The organism is Kitasatospora sp. NPDC101235 (assembly GCF_044767505.1).
GTDB lineage: Bacteria > Actinomycetota > Actinomycetes > Streptomycetales > Streptomycetaceae > Kitasatospora.
The window spans coordinates 78,969-105,534 of record NZ_JBIWNZ010000010.1 but is presented as its reverse complement, the minus strand read 5'-3'; the positions used below and the strand labels follow the sequence as shown (position 1 = coordinate 105,534).

Genomic DNA, 26,566 nt, shown 5'->3' with positions numbered 1-26,566 from the left:
CCCTCACTCATTTGGAGTAATTGACGCTCATCAGGTTGTCATATGTGATCGAGAACGATCGCCAACCTGGCCGCCTGACCCAGAGTGACCAAGGGCATACGGCGAGGGACCCCCAAGGCGTCAATCGCACCCCGGGAATTGCCTAGGCTTACGTCATGTCACGTGACGAGACCGCCGGCCTCCGCGCGGCCCAGCTCCGCCTCGGCCGCCTGCCCGGATACGTCCGCCGCCCGGACCCCGCCCGCCGCGGCGGCGAGAAGGGCCATACGTACAAGAAGGGCTGGGAGGTCCGCTTCACCGCCCGCAGTGAGGCCGAGATAGCAGAGATCCGCGACCTCGTGGTCGCCGCCGGGTTCGCCCCGGCCAGACCCTTCTTCAAGGGGCACCAACTCATCCAGCCCGTCTACGGCATGGCGGCCGTGCAGGCCTACCTGGCCGCCAGACAGGCCGCCGAGGAACACGCCGCCCGGGCCACGCACGGCCGCCGACGACGAGCGGCAGGACCGACCACCGGCGGGCACGCCTCCGGGGCGCTCACGAGCGGCGGGCACGCCCCCGGGGCACACACCACGGGTGCGGCGCACCGGTGCGAGCGCGAGGAGGCCGCCGCCGGAGCAGCTGCGGCGGCTGCGGCCGCGGCTGCCGCAGCGGCGCAGGCGGCCCGGCGACGGGCCGTCGAGGCGTTCCCCACCCAGGTCGAGCGGGACACCGCCGCCGACCGGATCTCCCCCACGGAGGCCCGGACGACCTCCTGACGGGCGGCCGCTCCGCCCGTCCTCCCGCCCCGGCCGGTCCGGTCCAGGCCGCCGGGGCGCGGTCGATGTGCACGGTGGCCGCCGGCAGTCGCGGGACCGCCCGGATCGGCGCCCGCTCCGCCGCCCCGGGGCGCGGCAAGCGCCCGTCCGGCGCGTCCGCAGCGCGCCCGTCCCCACGCGCCGTCCACCCGCGCGACGCGGCCGTCACCATGGTGACGACCATGACCCCGTCCGTGGTGATCTTCGCGGTGATCGTGAGTGCGGTTGTGCGGGTGGTTGTGCGGGCACAGGTTCGCGCCCTGAGCGTGGACGCCAGCCTCCCCAGGGCCTACGGTGACACATCAACTGCCTTGCAGTCACAGCCGTCCACACCGGCTGACCAGCTGCGACGCGCTCGCACCTACGACTCCCCCGCCACTGCGCAGCACTGTCCCACCGGCCCTCGCCGGCCCCCCGCCCGGCCGTCCCGCCGCCGGGCCCCACACCGGTCGCCACCGGAACCGGCCGGGCGGCGGCGGGTTCCGGGCATTCCATCGGATTGGTCACCCAGCGCACCTAGGGCCTACCGTAGAGTGAGCACAGATGATCGACCGCCAGAAACCCATCTCCCTTTCCGAGAAGCCGAGATGACCAATCGTCACGAGAGTTCAGCCGAGCCGCCCCCGGGGCCCGGCGAGCCGGCGGACGTACCACTGGAGTTCACCGCGTTCTGCGAACTCCACCGCCCCCGGTACCTCAGCTACGCGCGCGTGTGGCTGACCGAGCACAGCGCCGCGGCCATCGCCGTCCAGCAGGCCTTCGCGGAAATCGCGGTGAACTGGCGGGAGTTGATGGGCAGCTCCAACCCGACCGCGCACGCCTGGGAGATCCTGCGCGGCACCGTCGCCGAACACACCCGCCGGGTGACCGCCGACCCGGACCGCCACCCGGCCGACGACGACCTGGCGATCCTGCACTACGTCGTCGGCCTCGCCGCCCCCGAGATCGCCGACGTCATCGGCACCGACGCCGCCAGCGTCGCCGGACGGCTGCGCCGCACCATGCTGCGGGAGGCCTCCGGCTGGTGACCCCGCAGCCCGGCCGTTCCGGGGACGGCCGTCCCCGGAACGGCCTTTCTCGGAAGGGCCGTCCTCGGAAGGACCTCAGACCCGCTCGCCCGTCACGTCGAACAGATGGTGCACCGGGTCGTGGATCAGGTACCGGGAGAACGACTCGACCGTGAACCGCGCCCCGTCACTGCGGTTCCCGGTCCGCCCCCACTGCGCGCCGGCCACCCGCTCGAAGGCCGCGGCGAGCCTCTCGGCGGCCTCCGCCAGCTCCCCGGCCACCACCCGCGGGTCCTGCTCGCCGTAGCGCTCGGCGACGGCCGTCTCGTCCTGGTCCCAGTTGGGGAACAGCGGGCCGTCCTGGTCCAGCATCAGGTTCAGCCGGACGCGGAACAGCCGGAAGACGTCCCGGACGTGGCACGCGTACTCCAGGTCCGACCACACCCCCGGGGCCGGCCGCCCGCGCAGCCCGTCCGCGTCCCCCGCCAGCACCGTCAACCAGCCCTCCGCATTGGCCCGGACCATCCCGGCGACGTCCTCCCGGACCACCTTCGGGGTGTCCAACCCGCAGTCGGGGCAGGGGCGTTCCAGCACCCAGGTCCAGTCCTTGGTGTCCGGGACGATCCCGTCGTCGGCGGTGGCGGTGGTGGCGGCGATCGGCGCGTTCTCGACCGGCGTGCTCTCAGGAGTGCTCATGGACCCCAGCATCTCCGTCGCCCGGGGGCCCCAACCAGCGGCAATGACGCCAGCGGTCGCCGAAATGCTGCCACCCCCGGCGCACTCACCCGGCGCAGTCCCCCATCACGCGCCCCCATCTCCGCGCGCACACCAGCCCGGTGCACGCGCCCGCGCACCGTCCGCCACCTGCCAACCGCCAGGCCGAAAATGCATGGACGAACCGGAAACCGACCGTCCACCCTGACTACCATGACCGCCGACGCCGCCGATCGCACCGATCGCACCGATCTCGCCGCCCTCGCCGCCCTCGCCGTGAAGCCCACCCTGCACGGCCCCACCATCCGGCTCGTCCCCCTCGACGAGCGGCACACCGACCCGATGTGGGAACTCTGCGCCGACGAGGCGACCAACCGGCTCACCGGCACCCGCACCGTCTTCACCCGCGACCGGATCCACCAGTGGTGCACCACCCGCCCCGAACAGCCCGACCGCCTCGATCTCGCCGTCGAAGACCCCGCCACCGGCCGCTTCCTCGGCGAGACCGCCCTCACCGACGTCGACCCGGACAACTCCTCCGCCAGCTTCCGGATCGCCCTCGCCCCGGACTGCACCGGCCGCGGCATCGGCACCGAGACCACCCTCCTGGTCCTGCGCCACGCCTTCGAGACCATCCGCCTCAACCGCGTCCACCTCGAAGTCTTCGAGTACAACGAACGCGCCGCCCACTCCTACCGCAAGTCCGGCTTCACCCCCGAAGGCCGCGCCCGCCAGGCCCACCACTGGGACGGCCGCTACTGGGACGTCCTCCAGATGGCCGCCCTACGCGACGAATGGCTCGCCACTCACTGATACGGCCCCCCGCGCGGCGGCTGCTGGTACGGCCCCTGCCCGTACGCCCCGGCCGCCGCCCGCCGCCGCGCCCGCACCACGAGCGCCACGACGACGCCGATCACCACTGCCAAACCACCGGCCGCCGCCCCCGCGACAACCCCCATCCCGTTCCCGCTGCTCCCCCCACCATCCGCCCCGGGGGCGACAGCCTCCTCCGACACCCCATCCGTCGGGTCGTCCACCGGCGGCGCCCCCTGCGACTCCTTCCGCCCCACCAACGGATTCTCCCGAGGCCCGTTGTCCACGGCAGGATTCGCCTCCAACGCCTTCGCCGGCGCCAGAACCCCGTACCCGTACCGGTCATTCGGCACCGCAGACCCGTCAGCCGGAGGAGCGGCCGTCTTGATCATCCGATTGACCACCTGCCCAGCCGACAGGTTCGGGTACTTGGCCCTGATCAACGCCGCAGTGGCGGACACGTAGGCAGTGGAATCCGAGGTGCCGTTGGCCACTCCGTACCCTGCCGAGGACTTCGCACTCGCCCGGTAGACCTCCGCTCCGGGAGCTGTCAGCGTGGTCTCCGGTCCGTACGTCGACTTCTCCCACAAGCGTCCCTGCCGGTCCACCGCACCAACCGCCACCACACCAGGAAACGCCGCCGGGTATTCAACCGGCGCAGCCTGTTGGCCGCTGTTCCCGTTGGACGCGACGAGGACCACGTCGTGGTCGACGGCGTACTTGACCGCCGCCCTGGTCTCCTGATCGGTCCCCGAGTAACCGCCAAGCGACATGTTGATCACCTTGGCGCCGCGGTCCACTGCGAACCGGATGCCTTTTGCCAAACCGCTCTGCGCCACGGCGTCCGTGGAGCTCCAGCTCACCCTCACTGGAAGGACCTTGGCCTTGGGCGCCAGGCCCATGATTCCCGCATTGTCACCATGTCCATGGCCTGCGATGAGGCTAGCCATCCCGGTGCCATGGCCGTCCTTGTCGACCGTGCCGTCGCTGCCCTCACCACTGAAGTCGGCGCCGGGCAGGATCTGACCGACCAGATCCTGATGGTCTTTCATCACGCCGCTGTCGATGACGGCGACGGTGACACCATCGCCCTGCGACACCGGCCACAGCGCACTGTCGGCTCGATAGCTGGCCAGCACCCATTGGGCGTCACGGGTGCCGTCCGCACAGGCCGGCCCCACCCCGATCGCAGCGACCAGGCCGCCTGCTGTCAGCGCAGCCGCCCCACGCCCAAGCCGCCATTCTCCCAAGGCCGGTCACCCCACTCAGCACGGCGGTAGCCCCCGTGGTCCACAAACCACGAGGGCCCCGATCGAATCACCTGGTCTCCTGAAGAGCCAGGGTCGTCATTTCACCACGTTCGGATTGGCGGACTCCCCTGACGCCCAGGTCTCCTCGTCCTCCACCAGGAAGTCCGGCCGCTTTCGAGTCTTCTCCTTGTCCTTGGCACGCCCGTGAGCCCCGCCCAACGGGACTGCGGAACCCGAGGATGCCCCAGAGGCGGCGGTCGACTCCGTCCGAGGCCGGTTGCGCTGCCCCAAGCCGGAACCGCCCTCGGTGAAGGTGCGCTTGTTGCCAGGAGCCGCTTCACCCGCAGACGCCTTGCCCCCTGGTACCGCTCGCCCGCCGTCGCCGACTACGGTGCCGCCCGTTCGGCCGGCTCCGGGACCGACCGGGCCAGGGCTGCCTCCGTGAATACCCTCAGCGCCCCGCACAGAGCCGCCACGAACATCGCCCGGCGCTCCCCGCTGGTCACTCCGGCCGGTCGTCCCCCGCTCGACGAGTGTCTGCTTCTCTCGTCCGCCGGCGAACAGGCCGGGCACCGGTTCTCCCTTACCAGGCCCGAGCCACGTGGGGCCGGCACCGGTCTGTGGCCCAGACGCGGTGGGGGCCGGCGTGCCCGTGACACCGACCGGCGACGGCCCAGCCGCCGTGGGCTTCGAAACGGTGTTCACGCCGTCGACGGCGGTTCCCGCGCCGTAGTTGGCCGCCTCGGGCTTCACTGACGCCTTGGCCGTTCCACCCTTGATCCCGGGTTCCGGCGGAATCGGTGTGCTTCCTGAGGCTGTCGACGACTTAGGAGCGACACCGCCGTTGCTCACGCTACGGGTCCGGGGCGCTGTCGGGGCATCCGCGGGCCTGCTGAAGGCCCCTCCGACCGACTGCAAGTTGCCTGCGCCCATGCCGGTCATCACACCGCCCACTGCAGCGAACGCACTTTGATCACCGGCCGCCTGGTCGGAGAAGTCGTCCCGTTCCCCGGGCTTCACCGGCGGCTTCTTCGGGTCGTACGGCGGCGGGGACTTCAGGGCCGGGGTGGCGATGCGGTAGTGCATGGCGAGGGTTTGCATGATGGCGGCCGCTTCGGCCTTCTTGCGGTCGACGATGGGGATGTGTTCGTCGTCGTCGCCGAAGAGGGCGTCGCCGACGGTGTCCTTGACCTTGTCCCAGTTGCCGGGTTCCTCGGGCATGTCGCGCTTGGCCTTGGCCATGGCCTCGGAGGTGTTGTGGAGGATGTTGGCCGCGTCGTTGGCATAGGCGGCGGCGGTGTTGATGCTGGTGGCCAGGGCGAGCATGCGGGCATGGAAGGCGTCGCTGGTGGTGCCTTCCCAGGACGTGGCGGCTTCGGTGCTGGCCTTGGTGAGGGTCTGGCGGATCTGCTTGAGGGTGTCGGCGGCCCTGCGCCAGGGGTCGCCGGCGGCCATCACCGCGCCGGGGTCGAGGGCCTGCGCCATCTTCCGGAGCTGGGCGTGGCTGTACTTGGTGAAGTCGGTGTAGACCACGGGCGGTCGGCCTCCGTTCGGGTCCGGGCGGGCGGCGGTCAGACGGTGGCGTTGCCGCGGGTGGAGGGGGTGCGGTTCTGCTGGGCCGCGGCCTGGCTGCTCGCGGAGGGGTGGGCGACGGACCAGCCGTCCTCGCCGAGCTTGAGTTTGGCGGCGGTGTGCTGGTCCTGCTCCTCGTAGTTGGTGGCGGTGAGGTCGGCCTTCTGCTGGGCCTCGTTCACGGCTTCCTGGAGCTGGTTGAGGACGTCGCGCAGCGCGTCCCGCATGGTGCCGTAGCGGCCGTGGATCTCGGTGGCCTCGGCGAAGGTCCCGAAGGCGCTCTTGCCGATGCCGCTGCGGCCGTACGCGTCGGTGCCGTCGGCGTGCTTCTGGAAGTCGGCGAGCAGCAGCCGTACTTGGCCTGCGAAGGTGCGGAGCTGTTCGACCTCGATGCGGTAGCCCTGTCCGGCTCCGCCGGTAGAACCGGTACCGGTGGTCCCTGATCCCATTTCGGCGCCTCCCCCGTGCGTCCGTCCCTGGCGGTCGGGGCCGGGCCCCGGTGTCTCATGTCTAACACACCGGGGCCGAATCCCGCCCGGGGCATGGTCAGTTCGCGGTCGTCCCGGTCCGCTGGGCGTCTGCGAGGGCGCGCCGGCAGAGGGAGTCCGCGCGCCTGGTGGTTTCGGGGAGCCGGTAGTGACGGGCGAGGTCGAGGGTGGTGCGGACGGCGGTGTCGAGGCCGGTCCGGTGTCCGACGGAGACGAAGACGGGCTTCACGCCGGCCCTGGTGCGTACGGCGCGGCCGACCTCCTCGCCGGTGGCGGGGTCGGTGAGCGGGGTCCAGGAGCCGCGTGCCGCGCCGGGTTCGTGGTGGTCGAAGGTGAAGGGGGTCTTGGCGACGCCGAGGGTGCGCAGCCCGGTGAGGACGCCGAGGTGGCTGGCGAGGCCGAGGCGGCGGGGGTGGGCGAGGCCGTAGCCGTCGCAGACGACGGTGTCGGGGGTGCGGGTGAGTGCGGCCAACGCGTCGAGGACGGCGGGGAGTTCGCGGAAGGCGAGCAGCCCGGGGACGTACGGGAAGGCGATCCGGCCGACGGCGGTGGCCTGTTCCACCACGTCCAGGGTGTCCCGGTCGAGCAGGACGGCCGCGGCGGCGACGAGGTCGCGGTCGTCGTCGTAGGCGACGTCCACGCCCGCGATCAACCGGCCGGGCCCCTCGTCGTCGCGCCCCTCGTCGTCGTGGGCCTGGACGAGCGGGCGCAGCCGCTCCTGTTCGGCGAGCGCCTCGGCCTCGGTGGTGGGCCAGTCGGCGGGGATGGGCATGGTCGGTTCCCCCGGGTGTGGTGGTGTGCGGTGGTGCGTGGTGTCGACAGCTTCCGGTTCACCGTACCGACCGGGCCGGACGACCCCGGGATGAGACCGTGCGCCCCCTGTGCCCCCGCGCTCGGCGTCTAGCCTGGACGTACCCGCTTCCCCCGCGGGGTAGGACTGCCGGAACCGTCACCACTCCCGCCCGTTTCCCCCGACGTGCGAAGGACCCCTGCCATGCCGCGCCCCTCCGTCGCCCAGGCCTGCCTCGGCTCGTTCACCGTCGTCGCCACCACGGTGGCACTGCTGGCCGTCTCGGGCGCCTCGGGCGTCCTGGCGGTCTCGGTGCTGGTGGGGTTCGCGCTGGCGCTCGGCACCGTGGTGACGGTGCTCTCGATGTCCGCCGCCGCGGCCGGGGCCGGCGCCGTGGAGGCGGGCCCCGCGGACCCGGCCGGGGCGGCCGGCCCCGCTCCGGCCGCTGCCGGGCACGCGTACGCCCGGCAGCGCTGATCCGCCGCCGGGCGCAGGCGCGTCCCGCGTCGCCGCTCAGACCTCCGTGGTGACCACCACGGTCTTCGCGGCCTTGTCGTGCAGGCACTGACGGTAGGGCGTGTCGAAGACGCCGAAGAGTCCGTCGATGATCCACCAGAGCGCGGCGCAGCAGAGCACGGCCGGGACGATGAAGACCGCGGCGCGGGTCCAGGCGGCGGACTGGGTGGGCTTGTTCCCGTCGACGAGCATGGCGACGCGGATCTTCATCGCCTTCTTGCCGAGGGTCTGGCCGTCCCGGCTGAGCATCAGGGCCTCGTAGACGAAGTAGATGGTGCAGCCGAGCCAGAACGCCTCGGTGGAACCGTTGCGCGCGCCGAGGTCGACGAAGGGCCCCACGATGATCACGGCGACGGCCTGCACCAGGGCGTAGTCGATCAGCCGGGCGACGATCCGCCTGGGCCAGGTGCCGATCGGCGGCATGCCGGGGACGGGGCCTGCGCCGGGGGTGCCGTACGCGCCGGGGCCGTAGCCGGGCGGCGGCTGGTCGTACGGAGGTCGGCCGTACGGGTTCCGGTAGGGGTCCTGGCCGGGGGTCGGGCCGCCGCTCCCGCCGTAGGTGCCCTGGTAGGCGCCGGGGCCGCCGGACTGGTCGCTGGACGGGGTCGGGCCCGACGGCTCGCCTTCCGGCGTGCCGCCGCCCGGCTGCGGGGGCTGCTTGTCGAAGGAGGGCTTGCCGCCCCCCTCCGGCTGGGGGCCTGAGGGGTCGTGGGTGCTCATGCCCCCGAGTAGAACATCACACATTCTCGATGTTCGGGACATTTTGTCCGTTTTGCGCCGACCCTGCGGGCCTCAGCCGCGCACCACCCGGGTACGGGCCGCGCGGTCCTGCCAGCCCCGCCGCGCCGTACGGTCGAACACCGGCCAGACCAGGCCGAGCAGCAGCACCGCGCCCAGCTGCCGCACGGCCCACCGGAGCAGTGAGCGGCCGAGGCTCAGCCGGGTCCGGGTGGCCGGGGCGGCGGCGTCCACCACGCGGATCCGGGCCAGCCGCTTGCCGAAGGTCTGGCCGGTGCGGGCGACCGGCAGCACCTCGTAGAGCAGGCTGACGAACAGCAGGATGCCGATCAGCACGGCGACCTTGCCCAGCACCACGTCGTCCACCAGCCAGACCTGGACCTGGCGCCGGGTGAGGGCGCTGGCCATCCGGGCCTGGTCGAGCTTCCGGTGGAGGTGGTCAAAGACCGAGCGGCCGAGCGGAATCCCGGCGGCGACCGCGACCACCAGCAGCACGGCGGTGTCCACCGTCCGCGCCGCCAGCCGACGGCCGAGGCCGGCCGGCCCGGCGACCCGGGCGACCCGGGTGGTCCGGGCCGCCCGGGAGGGCGCGGGGACGGGGCCGGCGGCGGACGGGCGGGGCTGGACGGCGGTCTCCCGGACCGTGCGTACGGCCGGCAGCGGCACGGCGGGGCCGGAGGCGGTCACCGCGGCCGCGGCCGTGGGCTTCGGGGCGGCCGCGACAGCGGCCGGGCCCGGGGCCGGGACGGACGCCGGGGCCGGGACCGCCTCCTCGCCGACCACCGGCACCGGGCCGGAGGCCAGGACGGCCGGCACCGGCGCCTCCCGCACCGCCACCCCCACGGCGGGAGCACCGGCCGCGGTCAGTTCCACGGCAACCGCAGCACACTCGGGCTCCGCAAGCCCGTCCTCCGCTTCGGGCGCCTCCGGAAGCACCCCCCAGGAGACCCACCGCGGCGCGTCGCCCGTCTCCATCAGGCCCCGCTGCGCCCGCGGATCGGCCTGCCACCCGGACTCCCCGGCGACCGGCGCCGGACCCGAAGCCGGAACCGGACCCGCCTCGGGCACCGCGCCGACCACCACCGGACCGTCCGCCGCCCCGGGCAGCCCGGTGCCGGCGAAGCCCGACGGCATCCCCGACGGAGCCCCCGGTCCGTCGACCGTCCGGAACACCGGCCCGCCGATCACCTCCGCCACCCGCGGCCCGAGCACGAAGGACGCCCCGCCCGAGGTCTGGTCGAAGTACACCGGCCCGGTGTCACCCCCACCCGCCGGCAGCCCGACCTGCACGTCCGCCATCGGCCCCGAGGCCACCGATTCCAGGGCCACCGACCCCAGGGCCATCGCCTCCGCGGCCGCCACCCCGGACGCCGCCGCCCCCGGCGCCATCACCTCCGGCAGCATCTCCCCCAGCAGCGCCGCCTCCGGCACCACCGGCGGCGGCACCACCCGTGCCGCCCCGGACGGGGCGGACCGCCGGGTCGCGTACCGGGGCGGCGCCAGCAGCTCGCCCTCGGCGGGCGCGGGCCGGCTGGTGCCGGGCACCCAGGCCGAGCCGCCCCAGTACCGGACGAAGCCGGGAACGGAGGGGTCGGGGTAGTAGCCGGGCCCGGGTGCGACGGCCGGGTCGCCGGCGGCGGCGAAGGGGCGGTCCGTCATGGGGTCTTCTTTCCTGGCAGGTCCTGACGAGGACGGCGCGGGCCGACCGGGCCCGACCACCGCAGACGCGTCCGCCCGCGCGCACGACCAGGCGCGCGCCCGGCACTCGGCGCGCGCGGGGGCGCCACCGATGGGCGGACAGTCGCCGGGTAGTCACAAAGGGTAGTACCCCACCGGAGCCGCGGCGGAAAGTTCGCGATTCCCCGGACAGCGAAGGGTCGCCCGAGGTAAGGAACGCAGCGCGCGACGATTGCCGCCGCGCCGCGCCGCCCTCCGTTCACGACCCCTCACCAAACTTCCCGAAGAAATCCCGGAAACGTGTGTAAGAGCCGGTGCGGACCGCCCTCTCAAAAGTCACAGGGCCCGGAACCGGGCACCGCCCGAAGGCAGAGAGGAAAACGATCATGGAGCGTCCCGTCAGCGTCGTCGAGCACGAGCTGGAGCTCAACCTGGTGCTCTCGCCGGAGCAAAGCGTCCCCGTCCCGGCCCGGCTGTCCTACGGCAGCCACGACCCGTACGCGGTGTACATCACCTTCCACCTGGACACCGGGTCCCCCGTGACCTGGGTGTTCGCCCGCGAGCTGCTGGTCGAGGGCACCTTCCGCCCGTGCGGCCAGGGCGACGTGCGGATCTGGCCGACCCGTTCGGGCCGGCGCAGCGTGCTCTGCCTGGCGCTGAGCTCGCCCGCCGGGGACGCGCTGCTGGAGGCCCCGCTGCCGGCCGTCGCGGCCTGGCTGGAGCGGGCGCACCGGCTGGTCCCGCCGGGCAGCGAGCTGGCCGCGCTGGACATGGACGGCTCGCTCGCCGAGCTGCTCGCGTAGGCGTGCGCCGCAGCGTGTACCGGCACGTACAGCAGCAGGGGCACGACCGCCCGCGGGAACACGGGGACGATCAGCGGGCTCGGCAGCGGGAGCAGGGAGGCCGGAGCGGCGCCCCCGCCGGCTCAGCGGGCCGCGGGGGCCTGCTGACGACCGCGGGTGGCGTCCGGACCGCCCGCGTCCCGCTGTCCGGGCAGCCGGACCAGCGGCGCGCCGGCCGAACGCCATCGGGCCCTTATCCGGACGGCGGCCGCGAGCAGGAAGCAGAGTCCGACCCACGGATAGACCGAGGTCGGCAGCTGGCGCCACGGTGACATGTCGAGGACGGCCAGGCCGACCGGCTTCGCGGCCCACATCGCGAAGGAGAGGAAGGCGACCAGCGTGGCCCAGAAGACGGCCCGCCAACGCAGCCGGCGCACACCGGCCGGGCGGGCGCGCTCGACCGAGGCCTCGGCAGCGAGCAGGACGAGCATCGGCACGCACCAGACCCAGTGGTGGGTCCAGCTGATCGGGGAGATCAGTACGGCGGTGACGGCCGCGCAGCAGACGCCCCAGGCCTCGGCCCGGGGCAGCCAGCGGCCGCTGCGCACGGCCCAGGCGGAGACGGCGAGGCCGGCCAGCGCGATCAGGCCTGCCCCGAGGGTGGCGACGGTGCCGGGGTCGGTGGTGTGCAGCAGTCGGGCGAAGGCGCCGCGCATCGACTGGTTGTCGACGATCCAGGTCTTGCCGACCCGGGAGGAGTCGTAGAGGTACTTGGTCCAGAAGCCCCAGGTGGCGTCGGGCAGGACCAGGGCGCCGAGCAGGAAGGTGCCGAGGAAGGTGAGGCCCGCCACGAAGGCGGCCCGGATCCGGCCGGTGATCAGCAGGTAGACCGCGAACAGACCGGGGGTGAGCTTGATGCCGGCGGCGATGCCGATCGCCACGCCCTTGCTCCGCCGGCTGTCCGGACGGGTGAGGTCCCACAGGATCAGGCAGGCCAGCGCGAGGTTGATCTGGCCGTAGCGGAGCGTGGTGAAGACCGGTTCGAGCCAGACCCCGAGGCCGGTCACCAGGATGACGCCGATCGGCCGCAGCTCGCGGCGCGGCCAGCCGACCAGCTTGAAGGACAGGTGGGCCAGCAGGGCGAGCAGCCCGATGTTGCCGAGAGTGATCGCCACCCGGAGGAAGGGGACCGGGAACCAGGTGGTCGGGACGAACAGCATCGCCGCGAACGGCGGGTAGGTCGCGGGCAGGTTCCACTCGGTGACGCGCAGCGCGTACAGGTCGGTGCCGTTGGCCACGGCGGCGCCCTCGGCCCGGTAGACGATCATGTCCACCATCGAGGTGTGGACGAAGTGGCGGACCACCGCGTACACCAGCAGGGACAGCAGCGCCACAGCGGAGGCGGCCAGCAGCGGGCGGCGGGGGGCCTCGCGCAGCGCCCGGACGGGGGCGCCGAGGGCCCGGCGCAGCCGGTCCGACAGGGGGGCGGGCGAGGGGTCGGGTGCGGTCCGCACCGGGCTGCGCTCGTCTTGCACCGCTGTCACTGTCCACTCCGTCCACGGCTGGGCCAACCAGCGACGATACCGGATGCCGCCCGGGCGGGACCGGACACGACCAACTACCCAGAGTGACAGAGCGGCCCTGACCGGCCCTTCCGTCAGGTGGCCGTGTCGTCCACCACCCCCGGTCCACCGTCACTTCTGGAACAGCGCGCCCATGGTCCGCCGCCGGCCGCCCCGCGCGGGCTCCGCCTCCTGCGGCCGGGTGCGCAGCCGCAGCCGGGTCTCGGCGCCGCCGAGCACCGCGGAGCGGCCGAGCGCGACGTCGCCGCCGGTGGACTCGGCGAGCTTGCGGACGATGTCCAGGCCGAGACCGGTGGAACCCTCCCCGCCGTGCCCCTCGCCGCGCTTGAGGGCGGCGGCCGGGTCGCTGTACCCCGGTCCGGCGTCCCCGACCAGCACGATCACCGAGCAGTCGGTGGCCAGCACGTCCACCGAGAAGGCGGCGCCGACCGCGGTGTGCCGGAAGACGTTGCCGAGCAGCGCGTCGACGGCGGCCGCCAGGTCCCCGCGCTGGACGGGCACCGGCGCCGGCCGCTCGGCGCCGGCCAGCTGCCAGCGGCGCCCCTCGTCCTCGGCCAGCGCCGACCAGAAGGCGACCCGCTCCCGGATCACCTCGGCCGCGTCGCAGCCGACGGCGACGGCGGGCGCGTCCTCGGGGGCGCGGCGGGCCGAGCGGATGATCTGGTCGACCTCGCGCTCCAGCTGGGCGACCGCGTGCCGCGTGGCGTCGGCCGCGTCACCCTCGCCGAGCGAGGCGGCGTTGAGCCGTAGCACGGTCAGCGGGGTGCGCAGCCGGTGCGACAGGTCGGCGGCCAGTTCCCTTTCGGCGGCGAGGAGTTGGACCACCCGGTCGGCCATGGCGTTGAACGCGTGGCCGGCCTCGCGCAGCTCCTCGGGGCTGCCCTCGGCCTGCTTGCCCTCCACCGGGACCCGCACCGAGAGGTTCCCTGCGCCGAGCGAGCGGGCGGCGGCGGCGAGCTTCCGCGCGGAGGCGACGATGCGGCTGCCCATCCGGTCGGCGACCAGCACCGAGATGGCGACCAGGCCGAGCGCCACGGCGGAGAGCACCTGCCAGGCCGTGGCGACGCCCCGGGTGAGGTCGCTCTCGGCCACGAACACCTCGACCACCGCGGTCCGCCCGGTGTCCACCGCGACCGGCTGGAGCAGGGCGTACCCGCCGGCCACCTTCACGGTGAAGGAACGGCCCTGCCCGCCGGCCGTGGCCACGTCGGCCGCGGTGGCGCGCCCCTCTCCCAGCGTCGGCCCCCCGGGCTCGCCGGTCCCGGCGGCCGTGGCCGTCCCGGGGCCGCTCCCGCCGCCGTGGGCCGCGTCGCCGCCGCCCGCCCCGGCAGCACCCGCTCCGGCGGGCTGCCCGGCCGCCGGAAGGTGCACCGCCATCCGCCCCTGCCCGCCGGCGTCCGTACTGGCCAGGGCTCGGTTGACCGCGTCCTCGTCGGTGGTGATCGCCAGGGCCGGCCCGAGCGCCGCGGTCTGCCGCTCGGCGGCGGTGAACGCCCGGTCCCGCGCGGTCTGCTGGACCATCATCCCGAGCGGGATCAGGAAGGCCAGCGCGACCATGGTGGTCCCGGCCACGGCGGCCTTGATCAGGGCCCAGCGCAGCGAGCGCCCGAACCGCCTCATGTCCGGTGCTCCGCCAGGCCTCCGGCGGCTTCCAGCCGGACCCCGACGCCCCGGACGGTGTGCAGGTAGCGGGGGTTGGAGGCGGTCTCGCCGAGCTTGCGGCGCAGCCAGGAGAGGTGGACGTCGATGGTCTGGTCGCCGCCGTAGGTCTGCTGCCAGACCTCGGCGAGGATCTCCTTGCGGGGTACCACCACGCCGGGCCGGGCGGCCAGGAAGGCCAGCAGGTCGAACTCACGGCGGGTCAGGTCGAGCGGCCGCCCGTCCAGCGCGGCCTCCCGCCGCTGGAGGTCGATCGCGAGTCCGCCGACCCGCAGCACCTGGGCGACGGGCGCCGCGCCGCTGCCGAACCGGCGCAGCACGGCGGTCATCCGGGCGCTGAGGTGCTCCCCGGAGAAAGGTTTCACCAGGTAGTCGTCAGCGCCGTCGTTGAGCAGCCGGATGATCTCGGCCTCGTCGTCCCGGGCGGTGGAGATGATCACCGGCACGTCGGTCAGGCCCCGGATCATCTTGAGCGCCTCGCTGCCGTCCAGGTCGGGCAGGCCCAGGTCGAGGATCACCAGGTCGCAGCCGACCTGGGCGACCTCCCGCAGCGCCTCCAGAGCCGTGCCCACACTGCGGACCGCGTGACCGGTGTCGGTCAGGTGGCGGATGAGGGCGGAACGCACGAAGGGGTCGTCCTCGACCACGAGCACTGTTGCCATGGGCCTGCACGGTACGCCATCGCCGGTCAGTGGTCTGTACCTCGGGTGGGTCCGGACATTGTGCAACTGCCCTGCTGAATACCGGGGGTGCCGGTCTCCATCCGTTTGGAAATACGGCAGGATGTGCGGACGATGCGGAACGGACTGGTACAGCTCGGCGCCTGGGCGGCGGCCACCGGGGCGGCGGTGGCGCTGTCCTGGCTCGGCGTGCACGCGGTGCTGACCGGCGCCGCGTTCGAGCAGCCCACGGCGCTGCCGCTGCCGTCCCCGAAGGCCGGCGGCACGCCTCACTCCGCGCCCGCCACCCCCGACCAGCCGCGCTCCGCCGTACAGTCCACGATCCCCTCCCCGCCGGCCGCCCCGACCACCGCCACCACCGCCCCGCACGGCCCGGCTCCCGTCACCACCGCCGCGCCGCCCACCCACCGGCCCGCCCCCACCGCCACCACGACGTCCACGGTGAAGAGTTACCCGATCCCGGGCGGCAAGGTCGCGCTGGACCTGAAGCCGGACCAGGCCACCCTGGTCTCCGCCACCCCGGACCCGGGCTGGCAGATGCAGGTGTGGACCAACGGCCAGTGGCTGCGGGTCGACTTCACCCGGGGCGACGAGGCCAACTCGGTCTTCGCCTCCTGGAACGGCCACCCGCCGATCGTGGAGACGGCGATCCGGTAGCGGGCCGTCCCGCCGCCAGTCGATCCGTCAGAAGCCGTCGCACGGGACGTATCCCGGCAGGTACGGCCCCACGTACCCCGCCCGGTCCACCAGCGTGTGCCTGGTCCCGCCCGGCACCCCGATGGTGGCCAGCACCACCGCGCCGTAGTCGTCCCGCACCTCGTGCGGCTCGGCCAGCGACAGCGCGCCCCGGTCCACCGCGTAGTCGTAGGCGTAGTAGGCGTCCGGCACGCTCACCGCGAGGTCCAGCACCCCGTCCCCGTGCCGGTCCAGGTACGCGGCCAGTTCCCGGCCGCTCGGGCCGGTGGTCCGCACCGGGGAGGTGAGCACGATCCGCGTCCCCGGCGCGGCGAGCACGTACGAGAGCGTCTCCGGCTCACCGGTCTCCGGCCCGGCGTACGCGGTGCAGCGCAGCCCGAGCGCGGCGCAGTAGCGGCGGGCCGCCCGCTCGGCGTCGGCGACCGCGAAGACCACCGCGTCGGCGCGGCCCATCGGCAGCGGCCCCGCCTCCGCCGGGTCCGGTACGAGGCCTGCCCCGAACAGGGTGACTTCGGCGGCGGTGTCGGTCATGACTGCCCTCCCGGTAGGCGTACGGACCATCGTGGCCGCCCCCGGGCACCCGGGACGGGGCCCTGCGCACGGGGGTGTGGCTGGAGGGTGGCGCCGGGCCGACCTGCGCGCAACTGTTCCGTTTCCTCCTGGTCAAGCTGTGCCCCGGAGCGGAAGAATCGGCCGCGCCGCTGTACAGAATGCCCACCACAGGACGGTGCCGCGATGCCCCCCGCCCACGTTCCGAGCTCCCCCGGCTCGTCCGACTCCGCCACCCCGCAAGGCGCTTCCACCTCCCCGGCGGGCAGCACCAACGACGCCATCGACGCCCTGGACGGCCGGCTGATCCGGCTGCTCGCCGAGGAGCCCCGGATCGGGGTGCTGGAGTGCTCGCGCCGGCTGCAGGTCGCCCGGGGCACCGTGCAGGCCCGGCTGGACCGGCTCCAGGCCAAGGGGGTGATCGGCGGCTTCGGCCCGGAGGTGGACCCGGCGGCGATCGGCTACCCGGTGACGGCCTTCGCCACCCTGGAGATCTCCCAGGGCCAGGGCGCGGACGTGCGTGCGCACCTGGCGAGCGTGCCGGAGGTGCTGGAGCTGCACACCATCACCGGGATCGGGGACATGCTGGTGCGGATCGTGGCCCGGTCCAACGCCGATCTGCAGCGGGTGATCGACCGGGTGCTGGGCTTCGACGGGATCGTCCGCTCGTCCACCGCGATCGTGCTGGAGAACCCGGTGCCGTACCGGATCCTGCCGCTGGTGGACCAGGCCGCCGCCGAGTAGGAGGATCCGGGCGGCCCGACGCGCCGATTTGGCATGAGGCGTCTCGGTCTCCCTGCCGATGGCCCAGGCCCACCGGCTGGCCGGGATCGCCGCCCAGCTGCGCACCCGGATGGGTGACGACTTCGCCGCGGTGGCCTTCGGGTTCTGACCCCGCCGGCCGGGCCGGCCTCGTGCGGGGGACGCCCGGTCAGCAGGAGGGGACGCTGCCGCCGCTGTTGAGCGCCTGGAGGGCGGAGACCGCCTCGCTCAGGGTGCCGACCGGCACAAGCTGCAGCGACTTCGGGGTGTTCACCTTGGCGTCCGTGCACTCGTCCTTGGGCAGCAGGAACACCGTCGCACCGTCCCGGGCGGCCGCCTGCGTCTTCAGGGGGACGCCGCCGACCGGGCCGACGGTGCCGTCCGGGTCGATGGTGCCGGTGCCGGCAACGGTGCGCCCACCGGTGAGGTCACCGCCCTTGCCGTCGCCGGCCAGCTTGTCGACGATGCCCAGCGCCAGCATCTGGCCGGCGCTCGGACCGCCGACCGCGCCCAGGTCGATCTTGACCTTCACCTGGTCCGGCGACAGGTGGAGGTAGTTCAGCGCGGCCGCGGTGGCGGCGTCCTGCGACTCGGCCATCTGCAGGGCGGTCGCCTCGTCGGCCTTCACCGGGTTGCCCTCCGGGTAGACCGTCTCGGTCGGGCGCACCGCCTCCTTCGGGTCGAACCACGCCTGCATCGAGCGCCAGAAGGAGTTCTTCTGCCCCGCGTTGGTCGCCGTGATGGTGACCATCCGCAGCTCGCCCTCGGTGGTGCGCAGCGGCGCCCCGGCAATGGTGATCACCGGCCTGTCCTCGAACGTGCCCAGGGTGTCCGCGGTCAGGCCCGGCCAGGTGATGGTGTACGGCAGCGGGACGAAGGCGGCCACGCCGAACAGCGCGGCGACCAGCGCTCCGCACAGCGTGAGCGCGCGGGTCCGCGGGGAGGTGAGGGCCTTGGGGAGCTTGGTGTCGGACACAAGGGGAATCCAAACACACCCGACACCGTGCGCGGGTGCTACCTCAGGGCGTCGGCCACCTCGGTCGCCGCCTCCACCACCCGGGGGCCGACCCGCTCGGGCACCATGCCGTTCAGCATCACCACGCCGACACTGCCCTCGATGCCGCTCAGTCCGACCAGCGCGGCGGCCGCTCCGCTCGCCCCGGACTGCTCCTCCGCGCGGGTGATGACGAAGCCCTGCTCGGGCCGGCGCTGGCTGGGGAAGGTGCGCGCCTCCAGGATCGCCCGGCCGGCCGCGCTCTCGGTGAGCGGGTGGCGCAGGCCGGTCCGGTAGGCGACGTGGAAGTCGGTCCAGCTGGGCTCGACCACGGCGACGGCCAGCGCCTCGTTGCCGTCCACCAGGGTCAGGTGGGCGGTGGCGCCGAGGTCCTCGGCGAGGCTGCGCAGGGCCGGCAGCGCGGCCTCGCGCAGCAGCGGGTGCACCCGGTGCGCCAGCCGCAGCACGCCGAGGCCCACCCGCGCGCGTCCGCCGATGTCCCGGCGGACCAGGCCGTGCTGCTCCAGGGTGGCCAGCAGCCGGTAGACCACGGTCCGGTTGACGGCCAGCCGGGCGGCCAGCTCGGTCACGGTGAGCCCCCGCTCGGAGTCGGCGAGGAGCTTGAGGACCCGGACGCCGCGGTCCAGGGTCTGGGAGGTCTCGGCAGTCACGACGGGCAATCCTTTCCGCGGCGCTCGCGGCGGGCGGCGCCGTTCCAAGGCCGGTGTCGCGCGCAGGTGGGGGTGGCCGCGCTCGGACCGCACGGCGTCGCCCTTGACGCGCACGGCCCTGCGGCGCCGTCCCGCGGGGGTTGCCCGGCGGAAGAGCGTGGGGGAAAGCTAGTGAAGGAAATGACGCGACGGAAGTGGTTGTCCAAAATTCGGGCGTGATCGGCTTCAACGCCGCCTCGGATTCCGGACAAACCCCCGCGATCCACCGGGTGTGTCGGGGTGCGGGCGCGCCCCCGGTCCGATGTCCGGACGCGCCGGAGCGGACGGGGCGTCCGGACCCGGCCGGGGGCGCGCCGTCCGCCGAAGCGTCCCTTCGCCGCCGCCCGCCTCCGCCGGGCGCCCCTTCGCCCGCTTCCGGCTCCGCTACTTGGCCCACTCCCGGATCTTCGCGATCCGCGCCTTGAGCTGGTTCGCGGTGGCCTGCGCGGTGAGCGGCCCGCCGCACTGGCGGCGCAGCTCGTTGTGGATGGTGCCGTGCGGCTGGCTGGTGCGGTGGTGCCAGGCGGCCACCAGCGCGTTCAGCTCCTTGCGCAGCTCCCGCAGCTCCTGGTGGGTGACCACCGGCCGCTGCTCGGCCGGCAGCTCCAGCAGGTCGGCCTCCTCGGCGGGCTTGGTCTTGCTGCGCTGGATCTGCCGGTGCTGGCGCTTCTGGAGCAGCATCTGCACCTGGTCCGGCTCCAGCAGGCCCGGGATGCCGAGGTAGTCCTCCTCCTCCTCGCTCCCCGGGTGGGCCTGCATGCCGAACTCCATGGCGTTGTACAGCACCCGGTCGAAGACCGCGTCGGAGCCCAGCGCCTCGTAGGAGAACTCCTCGCCGCCCGCGCCGTCCGGCCCGTCGTTGGCCCGCTCGGCCTCGGCGAGCAGCCGGTCCTCCTCGTCGAAGAGGCCCTCGCCCTCCTTCTTCGGCCGGTCCAGCACGTGGTCGCGCTGGAGCTCCATCTCGTTGGCGAAGCCCAGCAGCAGCGGGATGGTCGGCAGGAACACCGAGGCGGTCTCGCCGCGCTTGCGGGCGCGCACGAAGCGGCCGACGGCCTGGGCGAAGAACAGCGGGGTGGAGATCGAGGTCGCGTACACCCCGACACAGAGCCGGGGCACGTCGACGCCCTCGGACACCATGCGGACCGCGACCATCCAGCGCGAGGTCCCCTCCGCGTAGTCGGAGATCCGCTTGGACGCCTCGGCCTCGTCCGAGAGCACCAGGGTGACCTTCTCGCCGCTGATCTCGCGCAGCATCTTGGCGTACGCGCGGGCCACGTTCTGGTCGGTGGCGATGACCAGGCCCCCGGCGTCCGGGATCGCCTTGCGGACCTCGGTGAGGCGCCGGTCGGCGGCCTGGAGCACGGCCGGGATCCACTCGCCCTGCGGGGACAGCGCGGTGCGCCAGGCCTGGGCGATCAGGTCCTTGGTCATCGGCTCGCCGAGCCGGGCCTCCAGCTCGTCGCCGGACTTGGTGCGCCAGCGCATGTTGCCGCTGTAGCTGAGGAAGATCACCGGGCGGACGACGTGGTCGGCCAGCGCGTGCCCGTAGCCGTAGGTGTAGTCGGCGACGGACTTGCGGATGCCGTCGCCGCCCGCCTCGTAGGCCACGAACGGGATCGGGTTGGTGTCCGAGCGGAACGGCGTCCCGGTCAGCGCCAGCCGGCGGGTGGCCGGCTCGAAGGCCTCGAAGCAGGCCTCGCCCCAGGACTTGGAGTCACCGGCGTGGTGGATCTCGTCCATGATCACGAGGGTCTTGCGGGCCTCGGTCCGGTTGCGGTGCAGCATCGGGTTGACCCCGACGCCCGCGTAGGTGACCACGATGCCGTGGTAGTCCCGGGACAGCGGCCCGGAGGAGTACGCCGGGTCCAGCCTGATGCCTATCCGCGCGGCGGCCTCGGCCCACTGCTTCTTCAGGTGCTCGGTCGGCGCGACCACGGTCACCTGCTGCACCAGGTGGTTGTGCAGCAGGTACGAGGCCAGGGTGAGCGCGAAGGTGGTCTTGCCTGCGCCCGGGGTGGCGACCGCGAGGAAGTCGCGCGGCTGCGTCTCGATGTACTTGTCCAGCGCACCCTGCTGCCAGGCCCGCAGCTTGCCCGCGGTGCCCCAGGGGGCGCGGCCGGGGAAGGCCGGGGAGAGGTGGTGCGAGCCGGCGGGCGCGGCATGGCCGACGGACCGGACGGGCGCCTGCGGCTCCGATACGTCGGAGAACAGCGGCATCGAGGAGGCGGCGGCAGTACTCACGGTCTCCGAGGGGGATCATCGCAGGTCAGAGGCGGCTTTTCGGCCTCGCCCCGCGGTCGGGCGGCGATCGGGCAACCCGCCCAGCGTACCGGCCCGGCGCCGCTCGGGCCTCCAGGCGAGGCTCCGAGCCGGGCCCGCGCGGCCGGAAATCGATGTGACCCGGATCACGTCGAATACCTCGTGGAACCGGGTAATCACCACGGGCCCCGGGACTCTCACCAGGGTGAGGCCGCACCAACCCCCACCTGCCGTAGCGCGGCCTCGCACCGAACCGAAGGGACCCGCCCGTGCGCACCGCCGAAGAGACCGTCCAGGCCCGCCTGATCCTCTCCGCCCACCGCTCCGTCCGGCTGCGGGTGGTGCTGTCCTACCTGCCGGAGGACCCGCTGGCCGTCCGGATGGCCTTCCCCGCCGAGTTCTCGCTGGACGACCCCGCCGAGCACCGGGGCAGCGAGGACATCGTCTGGATCTTCGCGCGCCAGCTGCTCTCGGCCGGCATCGAGCTGCCGGCCGGCGTCGGCGACGTCCACGTCCGGCCCGCGGTCGGCCGGCGCACCATGATCGAGCTGCGGGCCCCCGAGGGCACCGCGCTGCTCCAGTTCGACACCGCCGACCTGCGCCGCTTCCTGTGGCGCAGCCGGCTGCTCGTCCCCGAGGGCGAGGAGCACCTGCACCTGGACGCCGACCGCGCGCTCGCCCAGCTGCTCGGCTGACGGGCGCAGGCGTCCGGGAGCGCCCCCGCGCTTCCGGGCGGCCATTCGCCCACTTGCCTCCGGGCGCTCCTGATCCGACGCCGACGGTCGGCGCTCCCTCGCTCCTCCGTCGCTCCCTCGCTTCTCCCTTTCGGCGTCGGCGCGCCCTTCGGCTCGGGGCGGCCGTTCGCCCACTCGGTGACTCCTCGGCAACCCGGGTCCGGGGCCCGGGAAGCCCGTGCGGTCGCCCGCCCGCCTCGGGCGGTTCAGCCCGAGAGCTTGCGCATCAGCCGGACGCCCTGTGCCGCCGTCAGGTGCGGCAGGTACGCCTTGCCGATCGCCCTGGTGATGCCGGGCAGCGCGGCCGGGTCGGGGTACGCCATGTACATCGGCCGGTACTCCGGCTGGAACTTCGCCTTGAACGCCAGCAGCGACCGGAAGCCGTACACCGGCTCCAGCACCTTGCCCATCCAGTCCAGCATCCGCTGCAGCCCGGTGGGCTCCTCGTCCTGCCCGGTGCGGGCCAGCGGCGCGCCCGACAGCGACAGGAAGCGCGCGCCCTCCTCCTTGAAACCGAGCGCGGCCGAGGCGATCAGGAACTCGCTGACGCCGCGGAACCCGTCCGAGCGCCGGCGCATGAAGTCCAGCGTCCAGCCGACCGGCACGCCGTCCTCGTACACCGGCATCCAGCTGGTCAGCCCGTGCACCGTCCGCTGCTCGTCCACCGCGACCAGCACCCGCACGTCCGGGTCGTCCAGCTCCTCCAGCCCGCCGAGCGTGAAGCCCATCTCCGGCAGGCCCTTCTCGGAGACCCACTCCTCGGAGATCGCCCGGATCTGCTCCCGCAGCGCGAGCGGCGCCTCGTGGTACGACCACCACTCCGCGGAGATGCCCTGCTTGCCGGCCTTGTTGAGGGCGGTGCGGATGTCCTGCCACTTGCGGCCGGTGAAGGCCAGCTCGGGCAGCGGCACCACGGTGTCCTCGGCGACCTGCACCGAGCGCCAGCCGAGCTGCGCGGCGGCGGCCCTGGTCTCGCCGCAGACGCTGTAGAAGCACGGCGTCCAGCCGCGCGCGTCGCAGTACCGGGCGAAGCCGGCCACGGCCCGGGCCCGGTCCTCCGGCGCGCCGAACGGGTCGCCGGTGGTCAGCGCGACGGTGCCCACCACCCGGTAGGCGACGGCCGCCCGGCCCTGCTCGTCGAACCAGTAGTGGTTGCCGTCCCAGGTGGCGATGAACGAGAGCGTCCCGCCGCCGTGCTCGGTCAGCAGCGCCCGCGCCCGGCCGGCCGCCGCCGCGTCGGTGTGCAGCACCGGACGGCGGAAGACCGACAGCAGCACGGCCAGCGCGACCGCCCAGAACACCAGCCCGCAGTACGTCTCCAGGAAGCGCGCCACCGGCCCGACCGCGATCGGGTAGTCCGGCAGCAGGTCGTTGTACGCGGGCGGCAGGAACTGGGCCGGCAGCCCGGCCACCAGCCGGCGGGCGGTCGCCCCCGGCTCGAACTGCCCGGCCACCAGCCGCCCGAGCCCCACGTAGGCGGCCGCGGAGGCGAGCGCCGCGCCGCCGAGCACCAGGGCCAGCCGGCGCACCGAGCGGCCGGACAGCCGCAGCAGGAACCGCTTGCGGGTGGCCACCAGCAGGACGATGGTCAGCAGCGGCAGCAGCAGCGCCTCGACGAAGTACTGCACCACGTCCCGGCTGACCGGCCCGGCGTCCAGGTACAGCCAGCACAGCAGCGCCGCCCAGAGCAGCTCGGTGGCCACGGTGACCAGCCAGGCGAACCGCAGTCCCCGGCGCAGCCCCTCGGCGAGCACCAGCAGCAGCGCCGGGAACAGCGCGGCCATCATCCGGCCGGGGGTGTCGAAGATCCGGACGACGGCGTGCGCGCGGGCGCAGTCGTGCGCCGACAGCGCGCAGAAGTCGGCCACCTCGTCCGGGCTGAGCCGGTGGGAGAAGTACAGCTCGGAGAAGGTGTTGAACGGCCCGGTGGCGTTGTCGTACAGCGAGGCGAGCAGGGGCCCGAAGGCGGCGGCGACCAGGCAGAGCGCGACCAGCACCCGGGTCTCGGAGTGCGAGGAGCGGTGCGTACGCAGGTGCGGGCGGCCCCGGCTGACCAGCGCGCCGAGGCCGAGCCCGGCCAGCGCGGCGGCGCACCGCTGGACGCTCTGCAGGTGGCCCACGTACAGCGTCATCACCAGCGGGCCGAGCAGCACCAGCAGGTGCAGCCGACGGCGCCAGAGCACGGTGAGCCGGTACCCGAGCACCCCGGCCAGCGCGAACACGCCGACGCCGGGGCCGACCGAGATCTGGTCGGCCACCGAGGCGGTCCACTGCTCCCCCGCCGAGGAGCCGAACGCGACCAGCGCGGTGCCCAGCAGCGTGCCGACGACCTGCCCGCCGACCAGCACCGCGAGGGTGCGCGGCCACCCGAGCCGGCGCTCGGCGGCCGGGCCGACCAGGAGCAGCAGCAGGCTGGTGAACACGTACGAGCCGCTGCCCGAGCACCAGAACATCGAGGTGACCGGCGTCCACCAGTGGCCCTCGGCCAGTGTGGACAGGCCGATCCCGGCCCTCTCCAGCAGCCGGTCGGACGGGCCGTGGCCCAGGCTGTCGGTGGCCGCGCCGAGCAGCCAGAGCCCGGCCAGCAGGGTCAGCGTCAGCGGCGCCGAGCGCAGCCGGGAGCCGAGCGCCCGGGCCGCCCGCCGGACCCGCTGCGGGCCCGGCTCCGGCGTCCGGGTGACCGGGGCCGGGTCGGTGCCGCGCTCGGCCGCGCGCTCCGCGTCCGGCCCCGGCCCGCGATGCTCGCCGACGGCCACCAGGGCGGTCCCCGCCCCGGTCACCGGGTCAGCCCGGTCTGCTGGGCGAGCCACGGGAGCTGCTGGGCGATGCCGGGGCGGAAGACGACCCAGCCGTGGCCGCCCGGCATCAGTTCGAACTTGGACTTCATTCCGGCCGCCTGCACGGCCTGGTAGACCTTCTCCATCTGCGGTCTGAACTCCTCGTCGGTCTCGCCGACGACCAACGCGACGTTGGTGTCCGGGAACTTCTTGTGGGCCATCACCTGGAGCGGATCGACTGCGTCGAACTTCTTCTCGTCACCACCGAACGCGGCCTTGACCGTCTGTTCCCGGCTGCCCAGGGTCGGTTCCTCCTGCCCGGACATGTCGAGGACGGTGCCGTACACCTCGGGCGCGTTGACGCCGAGCTGGAGCGCGCAGGTGCCGCCCATCGAGGCACCCCCGATCGCCCAGGAGTTCCGGCTGGTCGCAGCCTGGAGGTTCTGGTGGACCCAGTTGGGGACGTCCACCGCCAGGTAGGTCTGGGTCTTGGCGATCTTCGAGTCCAGGCAGAGCGTGTTGGCCCAGGTGGAGCCGAGCTGATCGGGCATCACCACGATCGGCGCGAGGCCGCCGTGGTCCGCCGCGTAGGCGTCCAGCGCCTCGTTGATCTGGGCGGAGAGCACCCAGTCCCCCGGGACGCCGGGCTGACCGGTGATCATCACGACCACCGGCAGCAGCGGCCGCGGGGTGGCCTGGTAGGCGGGCGGGAGGTAGACGTACGCGTCGCGGGCCTTGAAGCCCGACTTGGTGCCGGGGATCGGCACCACCGAGACGGTGCCCTTCTCGGGCAGGTCCGCCGGGGGCTGCCAGACCTCCTCCAGCGACTTGCCCGGCGGGGCGGCCACGACCTGGCCCGTCTTGGTGGCGTCCAGCCCGTCGGTCTTGGTCAGCCACGGCGCCAGCATCACGCGCCCGCTCGGGAACTGGCCGAAGCCGATGTTGACCTCGGAGGAGGCCATCAGCACCACCAGGCCGCTCAGGCCCAGCGCGAGCCCCCGCCGCCGCCAGTCGAGCCGGCGCATCCGGTAGCCGGCCAGGCAGAGCCCGAGCAGGGCGACGGCTATCCACCAGGTGACGTACCGGGGCGTGCCCTCCGGGAAGGGGTGCCACCAGCCGTCGACCACGGCGTCCAGCAGCCAGCTGAGCACCGCCGCGGTGAGCAGTGCGGCGGGCAGGCGCACCCGCCACCAGCTCCGGCCGCGGCCGACGGCGAGCGCGAACAGCGCCGCCCAGCCGACTGCCAGCACGGCGTGTGGGATCAGGCCCTCGGTGAGCGGCCAGTCGATCGGGTTCCAGCGGGAGGCAAGGGTCAACGTGCTCATGCGGCTTTGCCCGGCGGGGTGGTGTCGGCCAGGAAACCGTAGGCGACGACGTTGCCGTCGTAGCCGTGTTCCTCGCTGTACGAGCCGCCGCAGGTGATCACCCGCAGCTGCGCGTCAGTGGCCTGACGGTAGACCCGGTCGTCCGGGAAGTCCTTTCGGTCGTGCACTTCGATGGCGTAGAGCTGGTAGACGGCGGTGGCGCCGTCTACCCGGGCGATCTCGATCCGGTCTCCCCGCCGGAGCGCGCCCAGATGGTAGAAGACCGCGGGGCCGGCCTTGTTGTCGACGTGTCCCACCAGGATCGCGGTGCCGCGCTGTCCGGGGCCCGCCCCGCCGCGGTACCAGCCCGCGAGGTTCCGGTCCGCCTCGGGCGGGGTCTGGAGGTGGCCGTCGGCGTCCAGTCCGAGCGCGGTGACCGGAGCGTCCAGCCGCACCGCCGGGATGCGGATCCGGGTCGGCGCGGACGGGCCCAGCGGCGGGACGACCGAGACCGGCGCGATCCCGGTCTGGGTCTGGCCGGCCCCCGGTGTGGGCGGCGGCACCGACGAGCCTCCGTCGTGCAGCAGCCAGGCACCGAGCACCAGCGCGGCTCCGGCCGCCAGGGTGCCCGGCCAGGGCCCCCTGCTCTGCTGGACGCCCACGGGCGCTCCCCTCTGCCGACGGAACCCCGCTTCCTGGGAGTTTCCTGGGAACAATT

The 26,566-nt window shown here is 73.8% G+C and carries 25 protein-coding genes; 8 read left to right on the top strand and 17 right to left on the bottom strand.

Translation table 11 applies throughout. The features are described 5' to 3' along the window. Positions 1-155 precede the first annotated feature (155 nt). Both ACIRRH_RS18675 and ACIRRH_RS18670 read left to right on the top strand, forming a co-directional pair. The gene (locus tag ACIRRH_RS18675; protein WP_403068160.1) at positions 156-755 is read left to right on the top strand and encodes a hypothetical protein; all 600 of its coding nucleotides are present in this window, start codon (positions 156-158) and stop codon (positions 753-755) included. A 626-nt stretch (positions 756-1,381) separates the two neighbouring features. Next, on the top strand, positions 1,382-1,822 hold the full coding sequence (locus ACIRRH_RS18670; RefSeq protein ID WP_403068157.1) for a hypothetical protein: 441 nt from the start codon (positions 1,382-1,384) through the stop codon (positions 1,820-1,822). Between the two features lie 75 nt (positions 1,823-1,897). On the opposite strand, the gene ACIRRH_RS18665 is transcribed toward ACIRRH_RS18670, so the two are convergent. Next, positions 1,898-2,497, bottom strand: a complete 600-nt coding sequence (locus ACIRRH_RS18665; protein ID WP_403068154.1) for a DinB family protein — start codon at positions 2,495-2,497, stop codon at positions 1,898-1,900. Between the two features lie 231 nt (positions 2,498-2,728). On the opposite strand from ACIRRH_RS18665, the gene ACIRRH_RS18660 reads away from it, so the two are divergent. Next, a complete protein-coding gene (locus ACIRRH_RS18660) occupies positions 2,729-3,328 on the top strand; it encodes a GNAT family N-acetyltransferase (RefSeq protein ID WP_403068151.1) in 600 nt (199 codons plus the stop codon). Here ACIRRH_RS18660 and mycP read toward each other — a convergent pair. From mycP to ACIRRH_RS18640, 4 genes are all read right to left on the bottom strand, one after another. Beyond that, positions 3,322-4,467, bottom strand: coding sequence for a type VII secretion-associated serine protease mycosin (mycP, locus tag ACIRRH_RS18655; RefSeq protein ID WP_403068148.1), 1,146 nt, complete (start codon positions 4,465-4,467; stop codon positions 3,322-3,324). The genes ACIRRH_RS18660 and mycP overlap by 7 nt on opposite strands. 207 nt (positions 4,468-4,674) lie before the next feature. Then, positions 4,675-6,111 carry a hypothetical protein gene (locus tag ACIRRH_RS18650; protein ID WP_403068145.1) on the bottom strand — a complete coding sequence of 479 codons (1,437 nt, stop codon included), beginning with the start codon at positions 6,109-6,111 and terminating at the stop codon, positions 4,675-4,677. A gap of 38 nt (positions 6,112-6,149) precedes the next feature. Beyond that, a complete protein-coding gene (locus tag ACIRRH_RS18645; protein ID WP_403068142.1) occupies positions 6,150-6,599 on the bottom strand; it encodes a hypothetical protein in 450 nt (149 codons plus the stop codon). A 97-nt stretch (positions 6,600-6,696) separates the two neighbouring features. Next, positions 6,697-7,410, bottom strand: a complete 714-nt coding sequence (locus ACIRRH_RS18640; RefSeq protein ID WP_403068139.1) for an endonuclease V — start codon at positions 7,408-7,410, stop codon at positions 6,697-6,699. 222 nt (positions 7,411-7,632) lie between these two features. Here ACIRRH_RS18640 and ACIRRH_RS18635 point away from each other — a divergent pair, with 222 nt between their 5' ends. Next, positions 7,633-7,905 carry a hypothetical protein gene (locus ACIRRH_RS18635; RefSeq protein ID WP_403068136.1) on the top strand — a complete coding sequence of 91 codons (273 nt, stop codon included), beginning with the start codon at positions 7,633-7,635 and terminating at the stop codon, positions 7,903-7,905. Positions 7,906-7,941: 36 nt separating this feature from the next. Here the strand turns inward: ACIRRH_RS18635 and ACIRRH_RS18630 are convergent, their stop codons facing one another. Together ACIRRH_RS18630 and ACIRRH_RS18625 are read right to left on the bottom strand one after the other, a co-directional pair. Continuing rightward, on the bottom strand, positions 7,942-8,664 hold the full coding sequence (locus ACIRRH_RS18630) for an RDD family protein (protein WP_403068133.1): 723 nt from the start codon (positions 8,662-8,664) through the stop codon (positions 7,942-7,944). A 72-nt stretch (positions 8,665-8,736) separates the two neighbouring features. After that, a complete protein-coding gene (locus ACIRRH_RS18625; protein ID WP_403068130.1) occupies positions 8,737-10,341 on the bottom strand; it encodes an RDD family protein in 1,605 nt (534 codons plus the stop codon). A 404-nt stretch (positions 10,342-10,745) separates the two neighbouring features. Between ACIRRH_RS18625 and ACIRRH_RS18620 the strand changes: the two genes are divergently transcribed. Beyond that, positions 10,746-11,162, top strand: a complete 417-nt coding sequence (locus tag ACIRRH_RS18620; RefSeq protein WP_363385665.1) for an SsgA family sporulation/cell division regulator — start codon at positions 10,746-10,748, stop codon at positions 11,160-11,162. A gap of 122 nt (positions 11,163-11,284) precedes the next feature. Here the strand turns inward: ACIRRH_RS18620 and ACIRRH_RS18615 are convergent, their stop codons facing one another. The 3 genes from ACIRRH_RS18615 to ACIRRH_RS18605 form a co-directional block, all read right to left on the bottom strand. Beyond that, positions 11,285-12,685 (bottom strand): glycosyltransferase 87 family protein, encoded by a 1,401-nt coding sequence (locus ACIRRH_RS18615; RefSeq protein ID WP_403068127.1) that lies wholly within the window; start codon positions 12,683-12,685, stop codon positions 11,285-11,287. A 150-nt stretch (positions 12,686-12,835) separates the two neighbouring features. Further along, positions 12,836-14,344 (bottom strand): sensor histidine kinase, encoded by a 1,509-nt coding sequence (locus ACIRRH_RS18610; protein ID WP_403068124.1) that lies wholly within the window; start codon positions 14,342-14,344, stop codon positions 12,836-12,838. Further along, positions 14,341-15,045, bottom strand: coding sequence for a response regulator transcription factor (locus ACIRRH_RS18605; protein WP_403068121.1), 705 nt, complete (start codon positions 15,043-15,045; stop codon positions 14,341-14,343). The genes ACIRRH_RS18610 and ACIRRH_RS18605 overlap by 4 nt, the downstream gene beginning before the upstream one ends. 132 nt (positions 15,046-15,177) lie before the next feature. On the opposite strand from ACIRRH_RS18605, the gene ACIRRH_RS18600 reads away from it, so the two are divergent. Continuing rightward, the gene (locus tag ACIRRH_RS18600; RefSeq protein WP_403068118.1) at positions 15,178-15,720 is read left to right on the top strand and encodes a hypothetical protein; all 543 of its coding nucleotides are present in this window, start codon (positions 15,178-15,180) and stop codon (positions 15,718-15,720) included. A gap of 27 nt (positions 15,721-15,747) precedes the next feature. Here ACIRRH_RS18600 and ACIRRH_RS18595 read toward each other — a convergent pair whose 3' ends face one another. Then, complete coding sequence (locus tag ACIRRH_RS18595) at positions 15,748-16,290, bottom strand: VOC family protein (protein ID WP_403068115.1); 543 nt, start codon at positions 16,288-16,290, stop codon at positions 15,748-15,750. A gap of 204 nt (positions 16,291-16,494) precedes the next feature. Here ACIRRH_RS18595 and ACIRRH_RS18590 point away from each other — a divergent pair, with 204 nt between their 5' ends. Next, on the top strand, positions 16,495-17,052 hold the full coding sequence (locus ACIRRH_RS18590) for an Lrp/AsnC family transcriptional regulator (RefSeq protein ID WP_403068112.1): 558 nt from the start codon (positions 16,495-16,497) through the stop codon (positions 17,050-17,052). Between the two features lie 187 nt (positions 17,053-17,239). On the opposite strand, the gene ACIRRH_RS18585 is transcribed toward ACIRRH_RS18590, so the two are convergent. The 3 genes from ACIRRH_RS18585 to ACIRRH_RS18575 form a co-directional block, all read right to left on the bottom strand. Then, on the bottom strand, positions 17,240-18,046 hold the full coding sequence (locus ACIRRH_RS18585) for a S16 family serine protease (protein WP_403068109.1): 807 nt from the start codon (positions 18,044-18,046) through the stop codon (positions 17,240-17,242). Between the two features lie 38 nt (positions 18,047-18,084). Further along, on the bottom strand, positions 18,085-18,735 hold the full coding sequence (locus tag ACIRRH_RS18580) for an IclR family transcriptional regulator (protein WP_049654777.1): 651 nt from the start codon (positions 18,733-18,735) through the stop codon (positions 18,085-18,087). A gap of 423 nt (positions 18,736-19,158) precedes the next feature. Beyond that, a complete protein-coding gene (locus tag ACIRRH_RS18575; protein WP_224282881.1) occupies positions 19,159-20,991 on the bottom strand; it encodes a DEAD/DEAH box helicase in 1,833 nt (610 codons plus the stop codon). Positions 20,992-21,302: 311 nt separating this feature from the next. Here ACIRRH_RS18575 and ACIRRH_RS18570 point away from each other — a divergent pair, with 311 nt between their 5' ends. Then, positions 21,303-21,728 (top strand): SsgA family sporulation/cell division regulator, encoded by a 426-nt coding sequence (locus tag ACIRRH_RS18570; protein WP_403068105.1) that lies wholly within the window; start codon positions 21,303-21,305, stop codon positions 21,726-21,728. A gap of 245 nt (positions 21,729-21,973) precedes the next feature. Here ACIRRH_RS18570 and ACIRRH_RS18565 read toward each other — a convergent pair whose 3' ends face one another. Genes ACIRRH_RS18565 through ACIRRH_RS18555 form a run of 3 tightly spaced genes read right to left on the bottom strand, consistent with a single transcriptional unit; the run spans position 21,974 to position 26,510 of the window. Then, positions 21,974-24,547: a rhomboid family intramembrane serine protease gene (locus ACIRRH_RS18565; RefSeq protein WP_403068102.1), complete on the bottom strand. Its 2,574-nt coding sequence runs from the start codon at positions 24,545-24,547 to the stop codon at positions 21,974-21,976. Then, the gene (locus ACIRRH_RS18560; RefSeq protein WP_403068099.1) at positions 24,544-25,869 is read right to left on the bottom strand and encodes an alpha/beta hydrolase; all 1,326 of its coding nucleotides are present in this window, start codon (positions 25,867-25,869) and stop codon (positions 24,544-24,546) included. Before ACIRRH_RS18560 ends, ACIRRH_RS18565 begins: the two co-directional genes overlap by 4 nt. After that, positions 25,866-26,510: a class F sortase gene (locus ACIRRH_RS18555; protein ID WP_403068096.1), complete on the bottom strand. Its 645-nt coding sequence runs from the start codon at positions 26,508-26,510 to the stop codon at positions 25,866-25,868. Before ACIRRH_RS18555 ends, ACIRRH_RS18560 begins: the two co-directional genes overlap by 4 nt. Between the last annotated feature and the right edge of the window lie 56 nt (positions 26,511-26,566).

What these genes read in the sequence shown, in the direction of transcription:
- ACIRRH_RS18675 (WP_403068160.1), top strand. Translation starts at nt 156, where the DNA reads ATGTCACGTGACGAGACCGCCGGCCTCCGCGCGGCCCAGCTCCGCCTC.
- ACIRRH_RS18670 (WP_403068157.1), top strand. Translation starts at nt 1,382, where the DNA reads ATGACCAATCGTCACGAGAGTTCAGCCGAGCCGCCCCCGGGGCCCGGC.
- ACIRRH_RS18665 (WP_403068154.1), bottom strand. Translation starts at nt 2,497, where the DNA reads ATGAGCACTCCTGAGAGCACGCCGGTCGAGAACGCGCCGATCGCCGCC.
- ACIRRH_RS18660 (WP_403068151.1), top strand. Translation starts at nt 2,729, where the DNA reads ATGACCGCCGACGCCGCCGATCGCACCGATCGCACCGATCTCGCCGCC.
- ACIRRH_RS18645 (WP_403068142.1), bottom strand. Translation starts at nt 6,599, where the DNA reads ATGGGATCAGGGACCACCGGTACCGGTTCTACCGGCGGAGCCGGACAG.
- ACIRRH_RS18640 (WP_403068139.1), bottom strand. Translation starts at nt 7,410, where the DNA reads ATGCCCATCCCCGCCGACTGGCCCACCACCGAGGCCGAGGCGCTCGCC.
- ACIRRH_RS18635 (WP_403068136.1), top strand. Translation starts at nt 7,633, where the DNA reads ATGCCGCGCCCCTCCGTCGCCCAGGCCTGCCTCGGCTCGTTCACCGTC.
- ACIRRH_RS18630 (WP_403068133.1), bottom strand. Translation starts at nt 8,664, where the DNA reads ATGAGCACCCACGACCCCTCAGGCCCCCAGCCGGAGGGGGGCGGCAAG.
- ACIRRH_RS18625 (WP_403068130.1), bottom strand. Translation starts at nt 10,341, where the DNA reads ATGACGGACCGCCCCTTCGCCGCCGCCGGCGACCCGGCCGTCGCACCC.
- ACIRRH_RS18620 (WP_363385665.1), top strand. Translation starts at nt 10,746, where the DNA reads ATGGAGCGTCCCGTCAGCGTCGTCGAGCACGAGCTGGAGCTCAACCTG.
- ACIRRH_RS18610 (WP_403068124.1), bottom strand. Translation starts at nt 14,344, where the DNA reads ATGAGGCGGTTCGGGCGCTCGCTGCGCTGGGCCCTGATCAAGGCCGCC.
- ACIRRH_RS18605 (WP_403068121.1), bottom strand. Translation starts at nt 15,045, where the DNA reads ATGGCAACAGTGCTCGTGGTCGAGGACGACCCCTTCGTGCGTTCCGCC.
- ACIRRH_RS18600 (WP_403068118.1), top strand. Translation starts at nt 15,178, where the DNA reads ATGCGGAACGGACTGGTACAGCTCGGCGCCTGGGCGGCGGCCACCGGG.
- ACIRRH_RS18595 (WP_403068115.1), bottom strand. Translation starts at nt 16,290, where the DNA reads ATGACCGACACCGCCGCCGAAGTCACCCTGTTCGGGGCAGGCCTCGTA.
- ACIRRH_RS18590 (WP_403068112.1), top strand. Translation starts at nt 16,495, where the DNA reads ATGCCCCCCGCCCACGTTCCGAGCTCCCCCGGCTCGTCCGACTCCGCC.
- ACIRRH_RS18575 (WP_224282881.1), bottom strand. Translation starts at nt 20,991, where the DNA reads ATGCCGCTGTTCTCCGACGTATCGGAGCCGCAGGCGCCCGTCCGGTCC.
- ACIRRH_RS18560 (WP_403068099.1), bottom strand. Translation starts at nt 25,869, where the DNA reads ATGAGCACGTTGACCCTTGCCTCCCGCTGGAACCCGATCGACTGGCCG.